This window comes from Anaerostipes sp. (genome assembly GCF_018381315.1).
GTDB lineage: Bacteria > Bacillota > Clostridia > Lachnospirales > Lachnospiraceae > Anaerostipes.
The window spans coordinates 245,598-272,086 of record NZ_JAGZSD010000004.1 but is presented as its reverse complement, the minus strand read 5'-3'; the positions used below and the strand labels follow the sequence as shown (position 1 = coordinate 272,086).

Here is a 26,489-nt window from a genome sequence, read left to right as displayed (position 1 = left end):
GTTCTGCAGCAGGACAAGAATCTGCCGTTCTGCATAATATTGTAGAGCCATCGAAAGGGAAAGTCAAGAGAAAATTAGCACTCGATTAGAATGAGTGCTAATAATATTGGAATGAATAGTACCGTTTCATTTTAGACATCCTAAAAAGAAAAATGAACAAAAGGAGGGATTTTCATGGACACGATCTGGGAAAAGACCGTAGATATGCCGTCTTATCCTGCCCTCCATGGGACGAAGAAGGCCGGCACTGCAGTGATCGGAGGAGGAATGGCCGGGATACTGACAGCATATTTTCTGGCCCGGGAAGGCCGGGATGTGATTGTACTGGAGGCAGACAGAATCGGCAGCGGCCAGACCAAAGGAACAACGGCTAAAATCACAGTATCCCACGGCCTCATTTATCAGAAGCTGATCCGGGAAGTCGGAAAGGATCAGGCCAGACAGTATGCGCTCATGAACCAGACTGCTGTGAGAAAGTATAAAGAACTGGTGAACGGTCTGGACATTGACTGTGATTTTAAAGAATGTGATTCCTATCTGTATTCCAGATACCGGGATGAGGCATTGAAAGAGGAGGCGCACGCAGCCCGCTCCCTTGGACTTCCTGCTGATTTTACAGCAAAGACAGAACTGCCGTTTGATGTCGCAGGGGCGGTAAGGTATACCGGGCAGGCCAAATTCCACCCGCTCAAATTCTTAAAGGCCATTGCTGACGGGCTTACGATCTACGAACACACCATGGTAAATCAGGTAGACGGGAACCGGATTATCACAGACCATGGTTCAGTGGAAGCGGAGAATATTGTTTTTGCCACACATTATCCCATTATAAACAGGCCGGGATATTATTTTCTTCGGATGCATCAGGAGCGGAGCTATGTTGTCGCTTTGTCAGGAACAGAACCTATGAAGCATATGTATCTGGGGACAGATCCTGGTGACAGCCTTTCTTTCCGCTCTTACGGCCCGTATCTGTTAATGGGCGGAGGCGGACACCGGACCGGAGAAAATACTACAGGCGGACAGTATAAAATGCTGGAACTTGGAGCCAGACAATATTGGGAGCACTGCCGGGTGGAGGCAGAGTGGTCCGCTCAGGACTGCATGACGATTGACTCTATTCCGTATATAGGGTATTATTCCTTTTCACGGCCAGGTTGGTATGTGGCTACAGGATTCAAAAAATGGGGAATGAGCTCATCCATGGCATCGGCCCTTCTGATTACGGACTATATAATAGAAAGAAGCAATGCCTTCTCACAGGTTTTTTCGCCCCAGAGACTCCATCTGAAAGCTTCTGCCAAATCACTCTCAAAAGAGGGGGCACAGACTGCCCGGGGCTTTATACTGGAGCGGATGAAGATCCCTGATGAAAAAGCAGACCAGCTTAAAAGGGGGCAGGGAGGCGTGATTGAATATGACGGAAGGAAAGCAGGAGCATACAAAGATGAGAACGGAGAAGTGTTTGTGGTATCCCTTACCTGCCCTCATTTGGGATGTATGCTTCAGTGGAACCCGGAAGAATTAAGCTGGGACTGCCCATGTCACGGTTCCAGATTTGACTATAAAGGAAATTTAATTGATAATCCGGCAAAGGAGGATTTAACACATGAATAACCCGAATGCATTTCAGGGGACAAAGAAAAAGAAAGGTTATTTTGAGGGATGGTATTTAAAGCACCAGAAAGGAAGCCAGATGCTTTCTGTCATCCCGGCTTATCATATTGACAGGGAAGGCAGGGCGTACTCTTCTCTGCAGATTATTACAAAGGACCAGTCGTGGTATTTTTCTTATCCGGCTGATGCATTTTACGGATCTGACAAGAAGTTTTATGTAACGATGAGCAGCAAAAAAGAGGGTCAGGCGGCCAGCATATTTTCCGAAAGAGGCATCTTTCTCAATATTCATGAGGAGGGGCTTGATCTGGAGGGAAGAATTCTTTATAAAAATATGCATCATTTGTCCTCCGATATTATGGGACCGTTCCGGTTTATGCCCGGCATGCAGTGCCGTCACGGAATCATCAGTATGCGTCATAAAATTTATGGATGTGTTTCTTTAAATGGAAATAAACTGAATTTTGACCAGGGATCAGGATATATTGAAAAGGACTGGGGCGGCTCTTTTCCGGACGCATATCTATGGTCCCAGAGCCTGTTTCCGGACAGCGGAAAAAACAGCATCATGCTGGCGGCGGCCAAGATCCCGGTTTTTGGGCTGCATTTTAACGGAGTGCTGGCAGCCCTTGATCTCTATGGAAAAGAGTATAAGCTGGCTACCTATATGGGAGCCAAAGTAAAAACTGACTGGGAATCCAGAATTGTGATCAGGCAGGGAGATTATAAGCTCCGGGCCCAGCTGCTTTCAGGAGACGGCAGAGAACTTTATGCACCGGAACAAGGCGCTATGGACCGAAAGATCAAAGAAAGTCTCTGCTGTAAAGTAAGATATACTTTTTGGGATCAAAAACTGAAAGTGCTGGATATGATTACGGACCGGGGAAGCTTTGAACAAAGCCAGAAGGAGATGTCATGAATCAGCAGGTAAAAGAGATCCTTAAATATTATGAACAGCAGGGGAAGCCTGCCGGACAGGAACAGATCCTTGGAGCTCTCCGGGAAATCCAGGATGTGCTGGGATGTATTCCGAAAGAGGTGCAGGAAGAAACAGCAAAGCGGCTTGGAGTCAAGCCGTCTTTTCTTTCGGCATTTATAAAAAAATATCCGGGATTCAGAGAGTTTTCTGCTGTACATGAAATTCAGGTCTGCACCGGACCGTCCTGCGGGTCGGAAGATGCCCTGGACATATTGAGAGCGTTGGAGCGTGAAGGGAAAGAAAAAGAGCTCAGGGAAGGAATTTCTGTTAAGATCATCAAGGGAAGATGCACACGCAGATGTGCCAAAGGCCCGAATATAAAAATCAACGGTGTCATCCATCACCATATGACACCAAAACAGGCGGCAGAGTTAATCCGCCGCCTGTAATAAAGCCTCGAGCCCCTCGGTATCATAAACCGGAGCACTGCAGGCCTGTCCCTGACAGAGATAATAGGATATCTTATGAGGCAGTACAGGATATTCTTTTGTGAATGGTGCGATGGAGGCCAGATCATCTTCATTGTGTTCTGTTTTGACTAAAACTGTCAGGTCAAGCAGATGGTAATTTGAGAGCAGTTTCCAAAAGTCATCGGGGAGGCTCTCTTTTTTTGTTGTGATGACCAGCTGTCTGGGCGGGCAGAACTGGGCGGACAGCGCAGTCAGAGCACTGCAGTAAGCAGAGGGATGGGCAGAAAGTTCAGCTGAAAAGCAGGCAAAGGTTTTGTCAAGGCAGTCCTGGTACCTGCTGTCTGCTGTCAGGCCGGATAAAATTGTGAGGACCTGCAGAGCGGCAGAATTTCCGGACGGAAGCGCACCGTCATAAAGCTCTTTCGGGCGGGTAATCAGAGGTTCGCTTTCTTTGGAATACAGAAAAAATCCGCCGTGTTCTGTATCATAAAACAAAGAGATCATATGATCGGCTGCCTGTACTGCCTTTTTCAGGTATTCTACTGAAAATGTGGTACGATATAAGGCAAGCATGGCCAGGGAATAAAAAGCGTAATCGTCCAGCTGGCCGTCATAGGCAGCCTCCCCGTCACACCAGCGGAGAAATAAAAGACCGTTTTCCTTTCTGAGATGACGGTCCAGAAAGGACTCTGCTTTTTTGGCGGCTTCCAGGTCATTCCTGCGCCCGAGAACTAAAGCGGACCTTGAGAGGGCTGCGATCATCAGGCAGTTCCATGATGTCAGAATCTTTTTGTCTGTAAAAAGGCTGGTTCTGTTTTTCCGGTACCCGTACAGAGTATCTTTCATTTCTTTTACATCCTCCGGAATCAGCTCCGCTTTGGAAACTTTCAGCAGATTGGGGATGTTTTTGTTTTCAAAGCTGCCGTGAGCCGTAATGTTATATTGGCGGCAGAAAGCTTCTCCTTTTTCTTCTCCCAGTACATGCAGGATCTCGTCTCTGGAAAAGGTATAATATTTTCCCTCTTCGCCTTCGCTGTCTGCGTCCTGGCTGCAGTAAAATCCGCCTTCCGGATGAGAAAGTTCTTTCAGGACATAAGAAACAGCAGAAGAAACGGCCTCACGAAAAACCGGATTGAAGCAGGATGCATAAGCCTCGGCATAGGCTTCAGTCAGCAGTGCATTGTCATAAAGCATCTTTTCAAAATGGGGCACCAGCCACTGCGCATCGGTGGAATAGCGGGAGAAGCCGCCTCCCACGTGGTCAAAAATCCCTCCCTGATACATCCGCATCAAAGTGTGTTCTGCCATGAGAAGACTTTCCTTATCCCCTGTTTGGCGGTACTGGTGAAGAAGAAAGAACAGTATGGAAGGCGTGGGGAATTTGGGAGCAGAGCCGAATCCCCCATTGGTCCTGTCATAGGAACTTTTCAGTTCAGCCACAGCTTTGGAAAGCTCTTTCTCTGAAAGAGAAATATTGCCGGCAGGTCTGCCTGAAGCATTCAGATGTTCCGTGATCTCATTTCCTATTTGAAGAAGGCGGATCCGGTCTTGTTTCCACAGCGCGGAGATCTGAGGCAGCAGTTCCATAAGACCGGTCAGCTGATATCTGGATGTTTTAGGGAGATAGGTCGCTGCAAAAAATGGTTTCTGGCCAGATGTCAGAAAGACAGACATAGGCCAGCCGCCGGAACCGGTCATGGCCTGGCATACGGACATGTAGACTGCGTCAATATCCGGACGTTCTTCTCTGTCTACTTTAATTGAAATAAAATTTTTGTTTAAAAGGTCGGCCACCTGCCGGTCTTCAAAGGATTCCTTTTCCATCACATGGCACCAGTGACAGGAGGCATAGCCGATGCTTAAAAAGACAGGCTTATCTTCAGATGCGGCTTTTTCAAAAGCTTCAGATCCCCATGGATACCAGCGTACCGGATTATAGGCATGCTGGAGCAGATAGGGAGATTTTTCGTGTATTAACAGGTTTGGTTTCGCGTTTGACATACAAGCTCCTTTCAAAATCGTTATGGCTTTAGAATATGCAGTTCCTTTTGTTTCATCCGGACAACAGGTTCTGTTATAATAGAAAAAAGTATAAAGGAGCAGGAACCATGGAATATTTTATATATGGAGAACAGGAAATTGAGTATTTAAAATCAAGGGATCCGGTATTGGGACAGGCCATGGACCGGATCGGAATGATAAAGCGGGAAGTTCACACAGAATTGTTTGCGGCTCTCGTAAACTCCATCGTGGGGCAGCAGATTTCCACGAAGGCCCAGATTACCGTCTGGAACCGGATGAAAGACGGGCTTTTGGAGATTACTCCGGAGACAGTGGCACGGTGCACGAAAGAGGAACTTCAAAGTTTCGGTATTTCTTTCAGAAAGGCGGAGTACATAAAAACTGCAGCTGAAAGGGTGCAGAACAAAAGTCTGGATCTTGAGGGACTTAAGGAGGCCGGGGATGAACAGGTCAGGCAGGAGCTTACAAAACTGCCGGGAGTAGGTGTCTGGACAGCGGAGATGCTGATGATATTTTCCATGCAGCGGCCTGATATCGTAAGCTATTCTGACCTGGCAATCCAGAGAGGCATGAGAATGCTTTACCACCACAGGGCCATCACCCCAAAATTATTTAAAAAGTACACAGGGAGATACAGCCCCTGCGGTACTGTAGCCAGCCTTTATCTTTGGGCTGTGGCAGGAGGAGCGATTCCGGAGATGAAAGATTATGCTCCAAAGAAAAAGAAATAAAACAGAGATTGTAAGATTTTTTTCAGAATTGTGTTTAAGGAAAACTCAGAATTGAGTGATACACTGTGACTATGAAAGAAAGAGGAGGAAGATTATGACACAGCCCAGGATTTTAGTAGTAGATGATGACAGAGAAATTGTGGGGGCAATTAAAAAGCGCCTGGAACTGGAGGGTTATAAGGTAGTTCCGGCTTACAACGGGCTGGAAGCTCTGGATGTGCTTGTGGAGCAGGATATCCAGCTTTTAATCATTGACATTATGATGCCGGGCATGGATGGGCTTTCCGCTACAATGAAGATCAGGGAGAGCAAAAATATCCCGATCATTATTTTATCTGCAAAGACAGAGGAAAGCGACAAAATTCTGGGACTCTCCATGGGAGCCGATGATTATGTCAGCAAGCCGTTCCGTCCGGATGAGCTTGTGGCCAGAGTGAAATCCCAGCTCCGCAGATATCTACAGCTTGGCAGCAAGACAGGGGCAGAAAAGGAGGAGAAGAACCAGCTCACCCTCGGAGGCCTGGTGCTTGACCTGGACGGCAAATGCATTTATGTGGACGGAGAATCGGTTAAGGTTACAGCTACAGAGTTTAAAATTCTGAATCTTTTGATGAAGCATCCCGGCAGAGTTTTTTCAGCAGAGGAAATCTATGAAAGAGTCTGGGAGGAAGCAGCTTATGCAACAGAAAACACAGTAATGGTTCATATTCGGAGGATCCGTGAAAAGATTGAGATTGATCCGAAGAATCCAAAATATTTAAAGGTGGTATGGGGAATTGGATACAAGATGGAAAAGATGGATTAACAGCGGGCTGATCGCTGCGGTGATCATAGCCATGGTAGGAGGAGTGCTGTTTGGTATTTATCAGATGCATTCCATGGATAATTATAATGACGGGCTGGATTTTACAACGATCAAAAAAGGTGAGCGGATGGAAGATTCCGAATACTATATGCAGGCAGTCCAGCGGATTTTAAACAAATGGGTGACAGAAAACAATCTTTCAGACAGCAACTATGACGGAGTTGAATCAGAGCTGCCGTCCAATCTTGAAAAAGAGATTTTTGTCAAGGCTAAACTTACGGTCCAGCCCTATGGCAAAAAAGCCAAAACGAAATCTTACGGTACCGGAGAAACTGAAAAGCGGAAACCAAAGTTCATAAAAAAGATCGTGATCAACAGGAATGATACCCTTGGATATGGACTGAATCCGAACCAAAGCATTAAGGCCAAATATTCCAGCAATGCAAGTACGGATGACAGCTACGATGATTATGAAGAAAATATTATGTCTCCGTCTGATTTTTATAATATCAGCGGAAGCAGCATGAACGGGGGGAGCCTGTCTCTTCCGCAGACATTTTATATCGATGATGCCAAGCAGCAGAGGCTGGAATCCGCAGTGATTGAGGTTGGCTTCTACGACGGATACTATAATGCTCTGGAACAGCATTATAAAACATTTCCTGATATGAGGAAGGCTCTGATGGTCAGAATGTCCATTTTGCTGGGAGCAGAGGTTTTGGGTATACTTGCTCTGTCAGTGCTGTTTGCACTTCAGAAGAGCCGTGCCCGGTTCTTTAAAAACTTGGATCATATCTGGTATGAGGTGATTCTCTGTGTCATAGGGTTTGGAATCTTTCTGGCCACCGGAACGGTGGCAGCGGCATCAATCGGAGCCCTGCAGCAGGAAGAACTGATCCCGATTATGACATTTGCGGGGATCGTGCTGCTGGTAATCGGAATCATACTTTCGATCTGTCTGCAGACAACCGTGTGGCGTTTAAAAGACGGAACGTTTTTAGAGCATACCTTCTGCGTGGGTACGATACGGAGATGGTATCAGAGAAACAGGCAGAGAAGAGAGGCAGAAAAACAGGCGCTGGAGTTTGCAGACCGTCTGGCGGTGGAACGGCTTTCCATCTATCGCAGGGGTAAATATCTGATGCTTGCCATTTTCTTTGCGGGACTGTTTATGATCGGGTGGTCGCCGCTGCTGGCAGTGATCGCCATCTGCATCAGCGTTCTGGGAATGAAATATCTGGGGGAACACTTTGATGAACTGGCGAAGCAGCAGAAGGATCTGGGCAGACTGATCCGTCAGATTGAACGGATCTCTGAGGGAGATCTGAAAGCCGATGCGGATATCCCAAGAGAATCACTTTACTATAATGCGTCAAAACAGCTGAGCAATATCGGAAGCGGCCTGGATAAATCTCTTCAGGATCAGATGAAAGGGGAACGCATGAAGATCGATTTGATTACAAATGTATCCCATGACCTGAAAACGCCGCTGACATCAATCATAAGTTATGTGGACCTGCTGAACAGAGACGAAACACTGTCTCAGGAAGCCAGAGATTATGTGAAGATCCTGAACCAGAAAACGGAGAGGCTGAAAAATACCATAGCTGATCTGTTTGAGCTTGCAAAATCTACCAGCGGAGAAGCTAAGGTCACATTGGAGCCTATGGACCTTAAGAAATTGATGGAACAGACGCTGGAGGATATGAGCGGTCAGATTGAAGAGGCAGGATTTAAGGTGCGGTTCCAGTGCGAGGCAGATCACACAAAATTTAAGGGCGATGTAAACCGCATGTACCGTGTGGTGCAGAATGTACTTGAAAATGCGCTGAAGTATTCTCTGAAAGGAACAAGGATTTTTGTTACCATCTCCAATATGGGAAACAAAGTTTGTCTGACGGTTCAGAATACTTCCGCTTATGAAATGGATTTTACTGAGGAAGAGATCATGGAGCGGTTCTACAGAGGTGAAAAATCCAGAACCAGTGAAGGAAACGGACTGGGACTCTCCATTGCAGACAGTTTTACTGCAAACTGCGGGGGAGAATTTAAGATCGAGATTGACGGTGACCAGTTCAAAGCTATGATCCTGTTCCCGACCCTTCCGTAGGACACAAAGTTTTAAAATTACGGACAATGACAGAGATGCCGATTCATGCTATAATAATCTCACGATGAAAGGAATTTCTATGATGAGAAGACGTATTATATGCATGCTGCTGGCACTCTGTCTTTTGTTATGCGGCTGCAACATTGACGGTAAAAAGGATTATACGAAAACAGAAGACCTGGACGAGGCCACTCTGCAGGGAATGGCAAAGGATATCACAAAGGATCTGTCTCTGAACCAAAAGATCGGACAGCTTTTTATGGTGTCTGTGTATTCACTGGAAAGTTCAGGGAGCAAAAAACAGACGAAAGTCACAAGTGCGATGAAAAAAACTATGAAGAAGTATCCTGTAGGGGGCATCCTTCTTTTTTCCAAGAATGTTGTCTCCAAAAAGCAGCTCACTAAGCTGACACAGGATCTTCAGAATGCATCTCATGTGCCGCTGTTTATAGCTGCAGATGAAGAGGGAGGGACGGTATCCAGAATTGCGTCCAAGCTTCCGGATGCAGTCACCCAATACCCTGACGCCAAAGAGATCGGAGAGACTTATACGGACCAGCAGATCGCCAAGATGGGGAAGGAACAGAGCCGGCAGCTCAAGGCCCTCGGAGTTAATATGAATCTGGCGCCGGTGGCAGATGTACTCTCCAATAAGAACAACACAGAAGTTGGAAACCGGGCCTTCGGTTCCGATGCCAAAGAGGTTGCTTCTATTGTAAAGACGCTTGTAAAAAGTATGCAGAAGCAGCAGATCTCAGCCACACTCAAGCATTTTCCGGGAAGCGGCGATGCTCTGGGGGATACGCACAGGGGACCGGTGGATACAAAACAGACGATTCAGGAACTGCGGAAGAAAGAGTTTCTTCCATTTGAAAGCGGTATGGATGCAGACGCAGATGCAGTGATGGTTTCTCATCTGATCCTTACCAATGTGACTGACGAGAAGGAGCCGTGCAGTTTAAGCAAACGGGTCATATCTGATATTTTAAGGGATGAGCTGGAGTATGACGGATTGATCCTCACCGATGCCATGAACATGAATTCCATCACTGAGAACTATACTTCCGGGGAAGCCGCCGTGAAAGCAGTGCAGGCAGGTGTAAACATGGTAGTCATGCCGGAGGATCTGGGTGCGGCAGTGAAAGCAGTAAAAAGTGCGGTAAAGAGCGGCAGGATTAAGGAATCTGCAGTTGACAAGGCTGTAAGGCGGATCATCTATACCAAGCTCAAGAGAGGTGTGATCCCTCCGGATACAAAGCTTCTTGAGGATAACCAATAATTTTTTGTATGTCGAAAAATAAAAATCAGTGTAATAGAAGATATTGCACTGGTTTTTTATATGTGATACTATTTGTGAGGAACCTCCGGCATGGAGGAAGTGCAGTAAAAGCAGAAGAATAAAGGAGATTGACATGGAGAAACAAGAATTATTATATGAAGGAAAAGCCAAAAAAGTATTCACAACGGAAGATCCGGACTTATTAATTGTCGACTATAAAGATGATGCCACAGCATTTAACGGTGAGAAAAAAGGAACCATTCTCGGAAAAGGTGTTGTAAATAACCGCATGTCCAACTACATGTTCAAAATGCTGGAAGAAAAAGGTGTGCCGACTCATTATGTTCAGGAACTGAGTGACCGTGAGACTGTTGTAAAAAAGGTTGAGATTGTGCCGCTGGAAGTTATTATCCGGAATGTAGCAGCGGGAAGCTTTTCCAAAAGACTTGGAATTGAAGAAGGGTTTGAATTACTGGAGCCTACTCTTGAATTCAGTTATAAAGATGATGATCTTGGCGATCCATTGATCAATGAGTATTTTGCTTATGCAATCGGCATTTCTAACCGCAAAGAAGTGGAACGCATTACAGAATATGCATTTAAAGTAAATGAGGCACTGATCGAAGAATTCAAGAAGATCGGCATCAAGCTGGTTGACTTTAAGATCGAATTCGGACGGTATAAGGATGAAGTGATTTTAGCTGATGAGATTTCTCCGGATACATGCCGTTTATGGGATTTAGAGACAAACCAGAAGTTAGACAAGGACCGCTTCCGCAGAGATTTAGGTGACGTAGAAGAAGCATACGAGGAAGTATACAGAAGACTTGGTTTATAATTATAGAGAGGCTTGATGATGGACAGAGAACGGTTTGACAAGTTAGGAGAGGAGTGCGGGGTCTTCGGGGTCTATGATTTCGACGGCAACGACGTAGCTTCTACAATTTATTATGGTTTATTTGCACTGCAGCACCGGGGACAGGAAAGCTGCGGGATTGCAGTTTCCGATACCAACGGTCCGAAAGGAAAGGTTTCTTCTAAGAAAGGGATGGGGCTTTGCAACGAAGTCTTTACCCAGGATTCTTTAGGAGAACTGAAGGGAGACATTGGAGTCGGTCATGTAAGATATTCCACCGCGGGACAAAGCTGCCCTGAGAATGCGCAGCCCCTGGTATTAAATTATGTCAAAGGAACTTTGGGTCTGGCCCACAACGGCAACTTGATCAATGCTCTGGAATTAAGACATGAGCTTGAATATTCCGGGGCGATCTTTCAGACTACGATTGATTCAGAAGTGATCGCTTATCATATCGCACGGGAGAGAGTGAATACTCACAGTGTGGAGGATGCAGTGGCAAAAGCAATACGGAAGATAAAAGGGGCCTATTCCCTGGTTGTCATGTCTCCGAGAAAGCTGATCGGGGCAAGGGATCCTTATGGTTTTAAGCCGCTCTGTATTGGAAAAAGAGACAATGCCTATATTCTGGCATCCGAGACCTGTGCACTGGATACCGTGGGCGCAGAGTTTGTCCGTGATGTGGAGCCGGGAGAGATTGTGACGATCACCAAGGACGGCATTCAGTCCGACTGCAGCATGTGTCTGCCGAAGGGAGAAGCGGCAAGATGTATATTTGAGTATATTTATTTTGCACGGCCGGACAGCTGCATCGACGGAGTCAGTGTCTATGAATCCAGGCTTAAGGCCGGCAAGTATCTGGCAGTGGATTCGCCGGTGGAGGCCGATGTAGTAGTGGGAGTGCCCGAATCCGGAAATGCGGCAGCACTTGGGTATTCACTGGAATCCGGAATTCCGTACGGGACAGCTTTTGTAAAGAATACCTACGTGGGACGTACTTTCATCAAACCGAAGCAGAGCAGCAGAGAATCCAGTGTTCAGGTAAAACTGAACGTACTGAAAGAATCCGTAAAAGGAAAGAGAGTTATCATGATCGATGATTCGATCGTCCGGGGAACGACCAGTGACCGGATCATATCAATGCTCAGGGATGCAGGTGCGAAAGAGGTCCATGTAAGGATCAGTTCGCCTCCGTTTTTATGGCCTTGCTATTTTGGGACAGATGTTCCGGCCAGAGAACAGCTGATAGCCTATAACCGCAGCATTGACGAGATCTGTAAGGTGATCGGTGCGGACAGTCTGGGGTATCTTAAGACTGAGCGGTTAGAGCAGCTCTCAGAGGGACTGCCGATCTGCAAAGGATGTTTTACAGGAAAGTATCCGATGGAGCCGCCGAAGGAAGATATCCGCGGAGAATATGACGAATAAGGAGATGAATTCATGAACGATAAATATCAGAGCCCATTGTCTGAACGATATGCCAGCAAAGAGATGCAGTATGTTTTTTCACCGGATATGAAGTTCAAAACATGGAGGAAGCTTTGGATTGCCCTGGCAGAAGTGGAAAAAGAGCTGGGACTTTCTATTACAGATGAGCAGATTAACGAGCTCAAAGAACATGCCGATGACATCAACTATGACGTTGCTAAAGAGCGTGAGAAGCTGGTACGCCATGATGTTATGTCTCATGTCTATGCCTACGGTCAGCAGTGCCCCGGCGCAAAGGGAATCATTCACCTGGGGGCAACTTCCTGTTATGTAGGAGATAATACAGACATTATCATCATGACAGAGGCGCTGAAGCTTGTGAAGAAAAAGCTTGTAAATGTAATCGCTGAGCTGTCTAAATTCGCCATGGAATATAAGGATCTGCCGACGCTTGGCTTTACCCATTTCCAGCCGGCACAGCCGACAACTGTGGGAAAACGTGCAAGCCTTTGGCTGATGGATCTGGTGTATGATCTGGAAGACCTGAATCATGTTATTGAGAATATGCGGCTTCTTGGCTCTAAGGGTACTACAGGGACCCAGGCAAGCTTTTTAGAACTCTTTGAAGGAGATCATGAGACGATCAAAAAGATCGACGGCATGATTGCTGAAAAAATGGGATATGAGAAGTGCCAGCCGGTATCCGGACAGACATATTCAAGGAAGATCGATTCCAGAGTGCTGAATGTCTTAAGCGGTATTGCACAGTCTGCCCATAAGTTTTCCAATGATATCCGCCTTCTTCAGCATTTAAAAGAAGTGGAAGAGCCGTTTGAGAAGAACCAGATCGGTTCCTCTGCTATGGCATATAAGAGAAATCCTATGAGAAGTGAACGTATGGCCTCTCTGGCTGATTACGTGATTTCTGACGCTATGAACCCGGCTTTGGTTGCGTCTACCCAGTGGTTTGAGAGAACTCTGGATGATTCTGCCAATAAACGTCTTTCCGTACCGGAAGGATTCCTTGCCGTTGACGGCATCCTGGATCTTTACCTGAACGTAGTGGACGGCCTTGTGGTATATCCTAAGGTTATTGAAAGCCGTCTCATGAAAGAGCTTCCGTTTATGGCAACAGAGAATATTATGATGGATGCGGTGAAAGCAGGCGGAGACCGTCAGGAACTCCACGAGAAGATCCGTGTGCATTCCATGGCTGCAGGAAAGGTAGTCAAAGAAGAGGGAAAAGAAAACGATCTGTTGGAGAGGATCGCTGCTGATCCGTCTTTCGGAATGACGATGGAACAGTTGGAAGCGATCATGGAACCAAAGAATTTTGTGGGCCGTGCACCGCAGCAGACGGAAGAATTCGTCAAAGAAGTGATTCAGCCGATACTGGATGAGAACAAAGACATGCTCGGTATGACAGCAGAGATCACAGTATAGTATTTATATTTATATAATGAAAAGCTCCTTTTTAAAAGGGGCTTTTCTGTTTATATGAGGAGGAGTATGTATTATTTTATTGTGAATCCCAACGCAGGCTCCCGAAAGGGAATCCGCTTCTGGAGAGAAATGAAAGAGTATCTTCTGAAAGAAAGCATTGACTTTTGTGAGCTGCTGACCAGAGGAGAGGGTGATGCCCAAAAGTTTGCAGTGCAGATAACGAACAGGCACCGTCCGGATGTGATTGTGGTTGTAGGAGGTGACGGAACGCTGCATGAGACTGTTTCAGGGATGAAAAAAGGAACAGAAGCCAAACTGGCCTTTATTCCGGCAGGCTCGGGCAATGATTTTGCCAGGGGAATCGGATATTCATCAGATCCCATGGAAAGAGTCAGAGCCATTGTCTCAGGCAGAAGTTCAAGACCGCTTGATGTGGGAAATCTCTGTGCAAAAGACGGTTCTTCCGGCAGCTTTCTTGTCAGTTCCGGTGTCGGATATGATGCCCGGGTCTGCCACATGGTGAATCATGCGAAAAGTAAGAAATTTCTGAACCGCATCCGTCTTGGGAAACTTACTTATCTGGAAATCGGGCTGCGGGGCCTTCTTTCGGCAAAGCTGTTTTCCATGCGTTTGGTGTTGGACGGCTCCAGGGAAGAGGTATTTCATGATGTTCTGTTTGCCTCCATACATAATCTGCCCTATGAGGGCGGAGGGCTGAAGTTCTCTCCGGATGCAGTCCCGGACGATGGGTTTCTGGACTTGTGTATTGTGGCAGGAATTCCAAAAAGAAAGATGCCGTCCCTTCTTACGAAAGTGCCGGCAGGGAAACATATAGGCTGCCCGGGCGTTTACAGCTTCCGCTGCCGCAGGGCGGAATTTTATATGGAAGAGCCCCAGTATTATCATATGGACGGGGAAGTGCCGGGACAGTCCTGTCATGTGACAGCAGCGGTCACTGTTCACGGATTAGAGCTTTTAGGCTGACCGGGGAGTAAAATTGTCTCAGTCTGTAAATCCTATCAGGGAGAATGGTTTACAGAAAGGAAGAGATCAGATGGAGAAGATATATTTTAACGGAGACATTCTGACCATGGAGGAAGGCAGGGAAGAGCCGGAAGCAGTGCTGGTATCAGGCCAGATGATAAAATTTGCAGGGCGTCTTAAGGATGCAAAGAATCTTTCTGAAAAGGCAGATATGATCGATTTGAAAGGAAAGACTCTGATGCCGGCATTCATAGACAGCCACAGCCATATTTCCCTTGTGGCCCAGTTTTCTCAGTTTGCAGATCTGTCGGGAAGTGAAAGCTTTGAAGATATCAAAGAGCGCCTGATGGCATATAAAAAGGAACAGAAGTCCGGGGACGGCGGAGTGATCATGGGAGTGGGATATGATCATAATTTTCTGGAAGAAAAGAAGCATCCGGATAAAACAGTGCTGGACCAGATATCGGATCAAGTGCCGGTTTTTATTCTTCACGCATCCGGACATATGGGAGTCGGAAATTCTGCTCTTTTGAGGGCCGCCGGCATTGATGCTTCAACAAAAGACATAGAGGGCTCCAGATTCGGCCGGGTGCCGGGATCTATGGAGCCGGACGGTTATGCAGAAGAGACCGGAGCGCTTAAAAGGCTTCTGGATCAGGTGTACAGCAAACTGTCCGGAGATAGAAAGGAACAGATCATGAGGGCACAGGAGATCTATCTGTCCCATGGGATTACAACCGTACAGGACGGCGCCGCTTCAGCCGGGGATGTAGAAACCTTATACGAGGCAGCACAAAACGGCAGCCTCCAAGTAGATGTGGTGTCATATATCCTGGTGGAAGAGCAGACAAAACAGCTGGAAGAAAAATATTCGGATCTGAAAGAACAATATTGGCACCGCATGAAGCTGGGAGGACGGAAAGTGATCCTGGACGGTTCGCCTCAGGGAAAGACAGCATGGCTGTCAAAGCCGTATGAGGGAGAGCAGGATTACCGGGGATATCCGGCCATGAAAAACAGACGGGTGACAGAATATGCCGCAGACGCCATTGGCAACGGAAGACAGATTCTGGCCCACTGCAACGGTGATGCAGCCTCTGAACAATGGATTGAATGCTTCAGAAAAGCTATGAAAGAGGCCGGTGCAGAGGATAAAGATTTAAGGCCGGTGATGATTCACTGCCAGACTGTGAGAAAGGACCAGCTGTTTAGGATGAAACAGATTGGCATGATTCCTTCTATATTTGTGGATCATGTTTATTACTGGGGAGATATCCATTTGAAGAATCTGGGAAAGGAAAGGGCAGAAAATATCAGTCCAGCCAGATCTGCATTTGAGCAGGGACTCTGCGTGAACTTTCATCAGGATTCACCGGTGATTCCCCCGGATATGCTGCACACGGTCTGGTGCGCAGTGAACCGTACCACCAGAGAAGGGACTGTTCTGGGAGAAAGGGAGAGAGTCAGCGTTTACCAGGCATTAAAGGCTGTAACCATCAACGGTGCTTATGCCTATTTTGAGGAAGATCTAAAAGGCAGCATAGCAGAGGGGAAGCTTGCGGATTTGGTGATTCTGGATCAGAATCCAATGAAAATCCTGCCTGAAAAAATCCGTGAGATAAAGGTAGAAGAGACGGTGAAGGAAGGCAGGACGGTATACCGGAGAGGCTAGGTGTTTCTCGCCTTTCCGGTGCTTTTTCGTTTTACGATAAAAGGCTCAAACTCAAGCTTAGTCACAAAACTCCTCGGTTTGTTTTTGGACTGGGATTCTCTGTGTCTTACAATAATATCCACGGCTTCCCGTCCCTTGGCTTCGATGGAATGTTCCACGGAAGTCAGAGAGATCCGGCGCATGTCGGCCATGGGAATATTGTCAAAGCCGCATACGGAGAAATCGTTGGGTACTTTATACTTCATGTCAAAAAGAGCATCCAGAATCCCCAGAGCTACCATATCGTTGTAGGCTACAAAGGCCGTGGAGTCAGTGCCTTCTGTGAGGATTTCTTTGGTCAGGTTAAATCCGCAGGAATACTCCAGCATGTTGGGTGAGAGTGTATTATATTCTCCAGTGGAGACAGAACGGCAGGTTACATTCTCCGGATCAAATCCGTGTTCATAGAAGGCTTTTTTCAGCCCTTCGAACCGTTTGGACCGGGAGCGCTCGATTGTGCTCATCGGTGTGGACACATAAGTAATCTTCCGGTGCCCAAGGGAGAGCAGGTGCTCTGCCACCAGATAAGCGGGCTTGGTGCTGCTTACATGGATGGAGTCAAACATAATGTCATCATTTTTATCACCGATGTTGATCACAGGGATATGCCTGGACATCTGGTTCACATCATCCAGCCAGGAAGTCGGATAGAGATAGACGATGCCCGATGCATCAAAATCCTGAATCATATTCAGGTAAAACTGTTCTGTATTGGGATTCCTCAGAGTCGGGGCTACAAATGTCACATAACCGTAGTCATGGGCTCTCTCTGTGATGGAGTGCACCAAAATAGAATAATAGTGGTTGGAGAGGAATGGGCACATGATGACAATGACTTTGGAAAGACCGACAAGCTGAGTATTCTTTTTTTTCTTTTTTTCATATCCAAGTTCCTTTGCCGCATTTAATACTTTCATTCTGGTTTCCTCAGAAAACGATACATTACTTTTCTGATTCAGTATCATGGAGACTGCGGATTGGGAAACATTTGCATATACTGCGATATCTTTTGTGGTGATCTTCTTTTTTGAAGCCATAAAACCTCCTAATCAAAAAAAATATTAATTAATTATTATTAATTAATAAAAATATAAAATATTAATAATAAAATACAAATTATTAGTCTTTTGAAAAATCATAACATAAATAGAAAAGAAAAAACAGATAAAAACGTGGTTTTTTTGACAACTCATATTTGGTATACAATAATCAAAAATCCGTGGTTATTAATAAACATTAAAATTATTAATAATTTCCTGTAAAATCGCATAAACACTGGGGTTTAGACGTTTGACAAAAGGAAGGAATCCATGGTTAAATGATACCAGAGCAAAAGTGCAGCAATTCATTTTTAGGAGGAAGATAATATGAGATTCTTTTTAGACACAGCAAATGTAGATGATATCAAAAAAGCAAACGACATGGGAGTGATCTGCGGAGTGACAACAAACCCTTCTCTGATCGCAAAATCAGGCAGACAGTTTGAAGATGTCATCAAAGAAATCACTTCTATTGTAGACGGAGCCATCAGCGGAGAAGTTAAAGCTACAACGACTGATGCAGAAGGCATGATCAAAGAAGGAAGAGAAATCGCAAAAATTCATCCGAATATGGTAGTTAAGATCCCAACAACTGTAGAAGGATTAAAAGCTACAAAAGTATTATCTTCAGAAGGAGTAAAGACAAACCTCACACTTGTTTTTAATCCTACACAGGCACTTCTTGCAGCAAGAGCAGGAGCTACATATGTTTCTCCATTCTTAGGAAGATTAGATGACATTTCTCAGAACGGTTTAGATCTGATCGCAGACATCGTTGAAATTTTTGAGGCAGGCGGAATCGATACTCAGATCATCTGTGCAAGCGTCCGCAACCCGATCCATGTTATCGAATGTGCCAAGATGGGTGCTGATATTGCTACCGTACCTTACAATGTCATTGAACAGATGATGAAACATCCTCTGACAGACCAGGGAATTGAAAAATTCCAGGCAGACTACAAAGCAGTATTTGGAGAATAAGAAAGGTTGGGAGAAAAAATGACAGTGGCAGAATTACAAAAAACAGCCAATGAGATCCGCAAAGGAATCATCAAAGCGACACACGCTGCAAAATCCGGACATCCGGGCGGATCTTTATCATCCGCAGATATGTTTGCATATTTATATTTTGAAGAAATGAACATTGACCCGAAAAATCCGAAGATGGAAGACAGAGACCGATTTGTGCTTTCCAAAGGACATGTAGCGCCGGGACTGTATTCTACATTGGCAGAGAGAGGATTTTTCCCAAAAGAAGATCTGCTCACACTGCGCCATATTGATTCCTATTTACAGGGACATCCTGATATGAAAAAGATTCCGGGTGTTGATATGTCCAGCGGATCATTGGGACAGGGAATCTCTGCAGCAGTCGGAATGGCTTTGGCTGCAAAGTTAAAAGGAAAAGACTACCGCACTTATACTTTATTAGGTGACGGAGAGATTCAGGAAGGGCAGGTATGGGAAGCTGCCATGAGTGCAGGCTTCAGAAAGCTTGACAATCTTGTTGTCATCGTGGACAATAACGGTCTTCAGATCGACGGAAAGATTGACGATGTCTGCTCTCCATATCCAATCGATGCTAAATTTGAAGCATTCAATTTCAATGTGATCAATATTGACGGACATAATTTTGATGAGATTGCCGATGCACTGAAAAAAGCAAAAGAGTGCAAAGGAAAACCAACAGCTATCATCATGAAGACAGTCAAAGGAAAAGGTGTATCCTTCATGGAAAACCAGGTCGGATGGCACGGTTCTGCTCCGAATGATGAACAATGTGAACAGGCATTGAATGAATTAGAGAAGGTGGGATGTTAAGATGGCAGATGTAAAGAAAATTGCAACCAGAGAAAGCTACGGAAATGCCCTGGTTGAATTAGGAAAAGAAAACCCGAATGTAGTAGTATTGGATGCCGATCTGGCTGCCGCTACAAAGACTGGCGTATTTAAAAAAGAATTTCCGGAACGTCACATTGACTGCGGTATCGCAGAGTGCAACATGGTGGGCATGGGAGCAGGATTTGCTGCCAGCGGCATGATCCCGTTTGTCAGTACCTTCGCTATGTTTGCAGCAGGACGTGCATATGAGCAGGTAAGAAACGGTGTGGGATATCCTCACTTAAATGTAAAGATCGGTGCTACACACGGCGGTATCTCTGTCGGAGAAGACGGTGCGACTCATCAGTGCTGTGAGGACGTGGCTTTAATGCGCACGATTCCTGGAATGACCGTTATCGTTCCTTCTGATGACGTGGAAGCAAAAGCTGTTGTCAAAGCGGCAGCAGAACTTGACGGACCGGTTTATATGAGATTCGGACGTCTGGCTGTGCCTGTGATCAATGACACGGCGGACTACAAATTTGAGATCGGAAAAGGTACTGTGTTAAGAGAAGGTACAGATGTTACCATCATTGCCAACGGACTTTGCGTAGGTGAAAGCCTTGAAGCTGCTGAGAAGCTTGCCGCAGACGGAATCAGCGCAAAGGTTATCAACATGGCAACAGTTAAGCCATTGGATGACGAGCTGGTAATCGCCGCAGCAAAAGAGACCGGAAAAGTGGTTACAGTGGAAGAACATTCTGTGATCGGCGGACTTGGAAGCGCAGTATGTGATGTACTGAGTGAAAAGGCACCGACTCCGGTACTGAAACTGGGCGTACAGGATGTATTCGGACATTCAGGACCGGCAGTGGAACTGATCAAAGAATTCGGACTGGACAGCGAAGGCATTTATAAGAGTGTAAAAGCGTTTGTATAGAGAATTTGTATATTAGCTTTATAAAAAAGAGACTTCTTCGGAGGTCTCTTTTTGTGTGTTTAAATAAACTTCTTCAAAAACATCCCGAAGTCTGCATGATTTATAAAATCTACCGCATTAAAATGTCCGGAGTCGATAATTCGGCCAAAATTTTCTATGCTATACTTGGAATAACAAAAGGAGGTGTAAAAAGGATTTTATTATTTTTGAGAGGAGCCTGGAAGAGATGAGATGTTCAAAAGATAAATTCTATAAGAAACAGATTTTTGACTGCCTTATGGATGGAAAAGTTGTTTCGGCCGGAAAGATTGCGCGGGAGGTGGGCCTTTCTGAAAAGTCTGTGAGAAATAAGTTAGACGGAATGAATGAGTTTCTGCTGCAGAATCATCTGGGAGAAATCCAGCGCAAACCGAGAGTTGGAATTTGGCTGGAGGCCGGCGATGAGCAGAAAGTACAGATCCAAGCACTCCTTGGCAGGAAAGAAAGTTATCAGATGGGAAATTACGATCCCAGAGAGCGGATGACGGAAACCCTGAAGTTATTTTTTAACCTGCGGCCATGGCAGACACTGACAACACAGAAATTGTCGGAAAAACTGTATTTGAGCGTTCCCACAATGCTGAAGGTGCTGAAAGAATGTGAAGAATGGCTGAATCAATATCATATCGTATTGGTCAACGAAAGAGGTAAGGGATACCGGCTGAAAAGCCAGGAAAACGAATACAGGGTAGCATTAAAGAATCTGATCATGGATAAATCGGATGTGGAGGATATCCGGGCAAACATCGATTATTTTTTTCCGAATATTGACGTGCGGGCAGTTGAAAAGTGCATTATCCAGACTGAGAAAGAGTGGAAATACCGGTTCACCGATGACTCATTTTATGAGATTTTGATTTACTGCTGTCTGGCGTATAAAAGGAAGGAATTAGAGATTCCCCTGGTGAGTGATTACTATCAGGAAGAACTTAAGATTCTTAAAAAGTATACGGAATACGCTTTTACTGTGGCTATTTTTGAAAAACTGGAAGAAGTATTTCATGTACATTTTCTGTCGGAGGATATTTTATTTTTATCCATTCAGATCCTGTGTTCAAAATTCATTGGTATCTCTGAAGTGGAAGTTACCCTGGAGCAGGTGAAGAAGTATGACAACAAGCTGGTGGAATTTGTAGACAGGATGTTAAAAATGATCGGGGATGTGCTGGAAGTTGACCTGACATCTGACCAAAAGGTGAAAGAGAGCCTGATCGTACATCTGCGTCCCACGATTTTCAGGCTGAGATATGGGACGCCGCAGGAGAATGCCCTGATTGATTTTATCAAAGAGGAATATAAAAATGTATTCCGGGCCAGCTGGGTTATCAGCATCTTATTTGAAGAAAGTTATAACCTGCAGATCACAGAAGATGAGATTGGGTACATTGTGCTGTATATCCAGGCGGCCATGGAAAGGAAGAAGCACCAGTATAATGCACTGGTGATTACGGATTCCAACATGGGCCATGCCCAGCTGATCAAAGAACGGATACGGAAGTTTGTGCCGGAGATCGGGAAATTGGTGTTTGTCAGCACCCATGATTACAGGACAGAGGATTATTGGGACTATGATCTGATCATTTCCTCAAAAAATATGAAGACAAAGGATAAAAGGGTTGCGGTGATCCCGAACATTTTAAGTGAGAACGGGATCATCGGACTGAGAAATCATCTGGACGATATGAACTCCCAGCTGATCGAAAATGAAAATCCTTTTTCCCCTGAATGCTGTCTTCTGTTTTCACCGGAACTGATCTTCACAGGCCTGAATGTTTCGACCAAAGAAGAATGCTTAAAATTTATGTGTGAGGCCATGCAAAAAAAGGGTGTCGTAAAAAGTGACTTTTATGACACTGTGATGGAACGCGAAAGCAAGACAACAACAACCATCGGGAACGGGATCAGCCTTCCCCATGGATCTCCCACCGCTGTGAATGAATCAAAGGTGGCTATCGCTTTTTTAGAGAAGCCGGTTATGTGGGACGAGGAACAGATCCAGATTGTATTTCTGCTTGCATTTAAAATGAACACAAGAGATGAGATTCACCGCATCCAGTTGTTTTACAAGGAATACGTGTCTCTGATTGATACAGAGGAAAAGATCAAAATGTTAAGGAATATGAAATCAACAATTGAAGTGTATAAATATCTGATTCAGTAGTGAAAGGAAAAGGAGGACAAGGATGGATATTAAAAGTGTGTTGGATGAGAGAGTCATTGACCTGCATATGGATGCAGATGATAAAAAAGAGGCAATTTTATATCTGGCAGAAAAATTAAAGTCGGCAGGATATATCGCAGATGTGGATGAGTATGTGGCAGATATTTATGTGAGGGAAGCGCAGGGACAGACCGGAATCGGAAACTTTGTGGCTATCCCCCACGGAAAGAGCAGTTCGGTCACACAGGTGGGAATCGCTATTGGCAAGCTGGATCATGAGATACAGTGGGAGACTTTAGACGGAAGAGGCGTAAAACTTATCTTCTTGTTTGCAGTGGGAAATGACAACGAGAACGCCAAGACACATTTAAAACTCCTGGCGGAAGTTGCCAGGACTCTGGGGAACGATGAGGCTGTAAATACACTTCTGAAAGCAGAAAATGTGGAAGATTTAAAAGCAGTATTTTCATAGGATTTAATGAGAGAACAGACAGTTCCGGTTTTTCCGGAGCTGTTTTCTATTTCATAGGAAAGTGCGTCCTATGAAATAAAAAACGCTCCGCGAGGATCGCACTGCGGCGATAAGGAATCATGTCGCCAAAGCGACCCGCCGCAGACGGAGAATCCCGCAAGCGGGATTCTTTCTTATTGCGAACAATCACGTATGGATGTCTGTTAAAGCAGACCGCTGCAGGATGAAAGCTTCCGCTTATCTATAAAAAATTACCGGAATAAAGTGTTAAAACTTTTCCTTTTCTGTGGGAAAAGGAAAAGAAGTTCCGCATTAAAAAGCCCGGACTTAATGAACACAGATGCCCAAACCATAGTATGATTTATTCACAGGATAAAGTTCATCAGCCAGAAAGGAAGGAGGATACAGAGAATGAAGATTGTAGGAATTGCAGCTTGTACATCAGGAATTGCCCACACATATATTGCAAAAGAAAAAATTGTAAGGGCAGCCCAGGAACTTGGATTTGAGGCACATATTGAAACACAGGGGACCATAGGGACAGAGGATGAGGTGACACCGGAACAGATCAGGGAAGCAGACGTGGCGCTGATCGCAGCGGACATCAAAGTCGGCGGAAAGGAACGCTTCAAGGGGCTGCCCATTGTGGAGGTCCCGACGGAGGCAGTGATCAAAGCGCCGAAGAAACTGCTGCTGACCATCCAGGGAAAAGTTATGAAAAATTAGAAAAGAAAAGGGAGGATAACAATGCTAAAAAATTTACAGTTAAAAAAACATGCCATGACGGCCATCTCTTATATGCTGCCGTTGGTTGTGGCTTCCGGTCTGCTGATTGCCATTGGAAATCTGACCGGCGGATCTGTCATTGAAGATTATGCAAAATCATTTTCTGTGCCGTCTGCCTTGACCAGTCTGGGAGTATTGGGAATGAGCCTGCTTGCACCGGTGATTTCTGCAGCGATTGCTTACTCAATTGCAGACAGGCCGGGAATTGCCCCGGGTCTGCTGATCGGCTGTATCGCAAAAGAGATCGGAGCCGGATTTTTAGGAGGTATGCTGGGAGGCTATATTGTCGGATTCTTCGTACTTTGGCTTAAGGATAATCTGAAAGTTCCGAAATGGGCGGAGGGTCTGATGCCGATGATGATTGTTCCGACCATTGCGTCGATTGTGGTTGGGCTTCTAATGTTTTTTGTCATTGGAGTGCCGATCGTATGGCTGACGAACGCACTGACAGAGTTCCTGACAAGCATGCAGGGCAGCGCCAAATTTGTATTTGGTGCCATTATGGGAGGAATGGCCGCCTTTGACTTCGGAGGCCCTGTCAACAAAGTTGCCTCGCTGTTTGCGGACGGCTTGCTGCTGGAAGGTGTCCAGGGGCCGGAGGCAGTAAAGATCCTGGCATCTATGGTTCCTCCGTTCGGAGTGACTCTCTCTTATGCGGTGTCAAAATTTACAAAGAAGAAAAAATATAATAAAGAGGAAGAAGATAATATTAAGATCGCATTTCCAATGGGCATCTGTATGATCACGGAAGGGGTCATTCCGATCGCCATGAACGATCTGGTACGCGTGGTATTTTCTTGTACGGTGGGAGCTGCCATCGGCGGTGGATTATCAATGATGTGGGGCGTGGAATCACCAGTGCCGTCCGGAGGAATGTTTATTGTTCCGGCCATGAATAAGCCGCTGCAGTTCTGTCTGGCACTGGCCATCGGTTCAGTGATCACAGGAATCCTTCTGTTTATACTCAAAAAGAAACCTGTGGAAAATCAGGCTGACACGGAAGAAGAGGAAGATATTGATTTCTCTGACATCAAAATTTCATAAGGGGTAAAAGAAAATGTATGTATCTATGAAGGGAATGCTGAGACGTGCAAATGAAGGAAACTATGCAGTCATGGCAATCAACTGCTTTAATATAGAAACAGCCAGGGCAGTTATTGAGGCGGCCCAGTCTTTAAGAGCACCGGTTATTGTAAATATTGTACAGGAGCATATGGTAAAACACTGCGACAGCGGCCTGATTGCACCTATTGTAAAAGAACTGGCTCAGAGAGCCAGTGTGGAGGTTGCATTAAATTTTGACCACGGTGAGGATACTGGATTACTAAAGAAAGCCTTGGCTGACGGTTATTCCAGTGTGATGGTGGATGCTTCTTCCTATGACCTGGAAGGCAACATAAAGATGACCAGAGAGATTGTGGAATTTGCCAGCCAATTTGATGCCAGCGTGGAAGGAGAGATCGGATGTATGGGAGCCAGTGAAGGGGACCGCTATACAGATGATGATATGAAGACAGATCCGGATGAAGCGCTGCGTTTTGCCAGAGAGACAGGGATCGATGCACTGGCAATCTCTTTCGGCAGTTCCCATGGAAATTATCCGGAAGGATTTGTACCCGCATTTGATTTTGAAATATTAAAGAGGATTAAAGAAAAAACAAAAATGCCTCTGGTTCTTCACGGGGGAAGCGGATCCGGGGACGATAATATCCGGAAATGTGTTGAATATGGAATCAATAAAATCAATGTGGGATGTGATTTTATGAATGCCAATGTGGAAAGTATCAAAAGACAGCTGGATAGAGATCCGGATATTAATTATTGGGTCATGATGCACCAGGTGGAAATCGACAGCCGGGAGCTTGTAAAAAAATATATTAAACTGTCAAAATCAGAAGGAAAATCATTATAAAAAGAATAAAAGGAGAAATGAACAATGCTTATGAATATGAAAGATCTGCTGAAGGTAGCAGACGAAAAAGGATTTGCAGTGCCTGCATTTAATATCGGAAGTGACCAGCTGTTAAAAGCGGTTATGCAGAAAGTAAAAGAATTGAGAAGCCCAGTGATCCTGGAGATGTCTCCTGACGAGTTCCATTTTGTGGAGGACAGTCTGGTTCAAAGTATGATCTATGAAGCATCAAAAACAGATGTGCCGGTAGTTATTCATCTGGACCACGGCGACACATTTGAGACTGTCATGCAGGCTATCCGGGCAGGATTCACATCCGTTATGATCGATGCATCGACACTTCCGTATGAAGAAAATGTTGCGGTCACAAAAAAAGTATGTGAGGTTGCTCATCTTGTGGGCGTTTCTGTGGAGAGCGAGTTAGGAACCATTGGAACCACCGGGAATTCAATCGAAGGCGGAACCACCGGTGTAATCTATACGGATCCTGAGCAGGCAGATGATTTTGTGAAACAGACAGGTATTGATACCCTGGCCGTAGCTATCGGAACGGCCCATGGAATATATCCGAGTGATATGAAACCGGAACTCAGGCTGGATATCCTGAAAAAATTAAAAGACTCATTGGATATCCCTCTGGTACTGCATGGGGGATCCAGCAATAAGGATGAAGAGATTGCAAAAGCAGTGAAGATCGGCATCTCTAAGATTAACATTTCCAGTGATATCAAAGTGGCCTTTTATGCAAAATGCCGGGAGGTTTTAAAAGAGCATCCGGAATACCGCGAACCTTTGGAAATTTATCCGGAGCCGATTAAGGCCTGCAAGGCAGTGGTTGCAGAAAAAATAGCACTGTTTGATTCAGGAGACAAAGTAAAATATTACTATGAGTAAAATGATCGTTTGGGGAAAGGGGCGGCTTTAGCTGCTCTTTTCTTTTGGT

Annotated in this window: 23 protein-coding genes; 21 read left to right on the top strand and 2 right to left on the bottom strand. The window is 45.4% G+C overall.

Features of this window, described 5'->3' with window-relative positions:
• Positions 1-174 precede the first annotated feature (174 nt).
• From KH180_RS04780 to KH180_RS04770, 3 genes are read left to right on the top strand one after another with little or no spacing between them, the layout of a single operon-like run.
• The gene (locus KH180_RS04780; protein ID WP_290757103.1) at positions 175-1,617 is read left to right on the top strand and encodes an FAD-dependent oxidoreductase; all 1,443 of its coding nucleotides are present in this window, start codon (positions 175-177) and stop codon (positions 1,615-1,617) included.
• The gene (locus KH180_RS04775; protein WP_290757100.1) at positions 1,610-2,536 is read left to right on the top strand and encodes a tocopherol cyclase family protein; all 927 of its coding nucleotides are present in this window, start codon (positions 1,610-1,612) and stop codon (positions 2,534-2,536) included. Before KH180_RS04780 ends, KH180_RS04775 begins: the two co-directional genes overlap by 8 nt.
• Complete coding sequence (locus tag KH180_RS04770; protein WP_290757097.1) at positions 2,533-2,985, top strand: NADH-quinone oxidoreductase subunit NuoE family protein; 453 nt, start codon at positions 2,533-2,535, stop codon at positions 2,983-2,985. Before KH180_RS04775 ends, KH180_RS04770 begins: the two co-directional genes overlap by 4 nt.
• Here the strand turns inward: KH180_RS04770 and KH180_RS04765 are convergent.
• On the bottom strand, positions 2,968-5,007 hold the full coding sequence (locus KH180_RS04765) for a thioredoxin domain-containing protein (protein WP_290757095.1): 2,040 nt from the start codon (positions 5,005-5,007) through the stop codon (positions 2,968-2,970). The two genes, KH180_RS04770 and KH180_RS04765, sit on opposite strands and share 18 nt — an antisense overlap.
• A 107-nt stretch (positions 5,008-5,114) precedes the next feature.
• Between KH180_RS04765 and KH180_RS04760 the strand changes: the two genes are divergently transcribed.
• From KH180_RS04760 to KH180_RS04720, 9 genes are all read left to right on the top strand, one after another.
• Positions 5,115-5,759, top strand: a complete 645-nt coding sequence (locus KH180_RS04760; RefSeq protein WP_290757093.1) for a DNA-3-methyladenine glycosylase family protein — start codon at positions 5,115-5,117, stop codon at positions 5,757-5,759.
• A gap of 94 nt (positions 5,760-5,853) precedes the next feature.
• Entirely contained in the window at positions 5,854-6,564 is a 711-nt protein-coding gene (locus tag KH180_RS04755; RefSeq protein ID WP_290757090.1) for a response regulator transcription factor, read from the top strand.
• Positions 6,536-8,674, top strand: coding sequence for a sensor histidine kinase (locus tag KH180_RS04750; protein WP_290757087.1), 2,139 nt, complete (start codon positions 6,536-6,538; stop codon positions 8,672-8,674). Before KH180_RS04755 ends, KH180_RS04750 begins: the two co-directional genes overlap by 29 nt.
• 79 nt (positions 8,675-8,753) lie before the next feature.
• Positions 8,754-9,953 carry a glycoside hydrolase family 3 protein gene (locus KH180_RS04745; protein WP_290757084.1) on the top strand — a complete coding sequence of 400 codons (1,200 nt, stop codon included), beginning with the start codon at positions 8,754-8,756 and terminating at the stop codon, positions 9,951-9,953.
• Between the two features lie 133 nt (positions 9,954-10,086).
• Positions 10,087-10,791, top strand: coding sequence for a phosphoribosylaminoimidazolesuccinocarboxamide synthase (gene purC, locus KH180_RS04740; protein ID WP_290757082.1), 705 nt, complete (start codon positions 10,087-10,089; stop codon positions 10,789-10,791).
• An 18-nt stretch (positions 10,792-10,809) separates the two neighbouring features.
• The gene (gene purF / locus KH180_RS04735; RefSeq protein ID WP_290757245.1) at positions 10,810-12,237 is read left to right on the top strand and encodes an amidophosphoribosyltransferase; all 1,428 of its coding nucleotides are present in this window, start codon (positions 10,810-10,812) and stop codon (positions 12,235-12,237) included.
• Between the two features lie 12 nt (positions 12,238-12,249).
• Complete coding sequence (gene purB, locus KH180_RS04730; protein ID WP_290757079.1) at positions 12,250-13,680, top strand: adenylosuccinate lyase; 1,431 nt, start codon at positions 12,250-12,252, stop codon at positions 13,678-13,680.
• Positions 13,681-13,746: 66 nt separating this feature from the next.
• Positions 13,747-14,664, top strand: coding sequence for a diacylglycerol/lipid kinase family protein (locus tag KH180_RS04725; RefSeq protein ID WP_290757077.1), 918 nt, complete (start codon positions 13,747-13,749; stop codon positions 14,662-14,664).
• A gap of 70 nt (positions 14,665-14,734) precedes the next feature.
• Positions 14,735-16,336: an amidohydrolase gene (locus KH180_RS04720; protein WP_290757074.1), complete on the top strand. Its 1,602-nt coding sequence runs from the start codon at positions 14,735-14,737 to the stop codon at positions 16,334-16,336.
• Here KH180_RS04720 and KH180_RS04715 read toward each other — a convergent pair.
• A complete protein-coding gene (locus tag KH180_RS04715; protein WP_290757072.1) occupies positions 16,333-17,412 on the bottom strand; it encodes a LacI family DNA-binding transcriptional regulator in 1,080 nt (359 codons plus the stop codon). The two genes, KH180_RS04720 and KH180_RS04715, sit on opposite strands and share 4 nt — an antisense overlap.
• Positions 17,413-17,742: 330 nt before the next feature.
• On the opposite strand from KH180_RS04715, the gene fsa reads away from it, so the two are divergent.
• The 9 genes from fsa to KH180_RS04670 all read left to right on the top strand — a co-directional run bounded on the left by fsa (position 17,743) and on the right by KH180_RS04670 (position 26,440).
• On the top strand, positions 17,743-18,396 hold the full coding sequence (gene fsa, locus KH180_RS04710) for a fructose-6-phosphate aldolase (RefSeq protein ID WP_290757069.1): 654 nt from the start codon (positions 17,743-17,745) through the stop codon (positions 18,394-18,396).
• Positions 18,397-18,414: 18 nt separating this feature from the next.
• Complete coding sequence (locus KH180_RS04705) at positions 18,415-19,236, top strand: transketolase (protein WP_290757066.1); 822 nt, start codon at positions 18,415-18,417, stop codon at positions 19,234-19,236.
• A gap of 1 nt (position 19,237) precedes the next feature.
• A complete protein-coding gene (locus KH180_RS04700) occupies positions 19,238-20,176 on the top strand; it encodes a transketolase family protein (protein ID WP_290757062.1) in 939 nt (312 codons plus the stop codon).
• Between the two features lie 226 nt (positions 20,177-20,402).
• Positions 20,403-22,376: a BglG family transcription antiterminator gene (locus KH180_RS04695; RefSeq protein WP_290757059.1), complete on the top strand. Its 1,974-nt coding sequence runs from the start codon at positions 20,403-20,405 to the stop codon at positions 22,374-22,376.
• A gap of 22 nt (positions 22,377-22,398) precedes the next feature.
• Positions 22,399-22,848 (top strand): PTS sugar transporter subunit IIA, encoded by a 450-nt coding sequence (locus KH180_RS04690; protein WP_290757057.1) that lies wholly within the window; start codon positions 22,399-22,401, stop codon positions 22,846-22,848.
• A gap of 411 nt (positions 22,849-23,259) precedes the next feature.
• The gene (locus tag KH180_RS04685) at positions 23,260-23,574 is read left to right on the top strand and encodes a PTS fructose transporter subunit IIB (protein ID WP_290757054.1); all 315 of its coding nucleotides are present in this window, start codon (positions 23,260-23,262) and stop codon (positions 23,572-23,574) included.
• Positions 23,575-23,595: 21 nt separating this feature from the next.
• Positions 23,596-24,678 carry a PTS fructose transporter subunit IIC gene (locus tag KH180_RS04680; RefSeq protein WP_290757051.1) on the top strand — a complete coding sequence of 361 codons (1,083 nt, stop codon included), beginning with the start codon at positions 23,596-23,598 and terminating at the stop codon, positions 24,676-24,678.
• A gap of 13 nt (positions 24,679-24,691) precedes the next feature.
• A complete protein-coding gene (locus KH180_RS04675; RefSeq protein ID WP_290757048.1) occupies positions 24,692-25,546 on the top strand; it encodes a class II fructose-bisphosphate aldolase in 855 nt (284 codons plus the stop codon).
• 24 nt (positions 25,547-25,570) lie between these two features.
• Complete coding sequence (locus KH180_RS04670) at positions 25,571-26,440, top strand: ketose-bisphosphate aldolase (RefSeq protein ID WP_290757045.1); 870 nt, start codon at positions 25,571-25,573, stop codon at positions 26,438-26,440.
• Positions 26,441-26,489 lie beyond the last annotated feature (49 nt).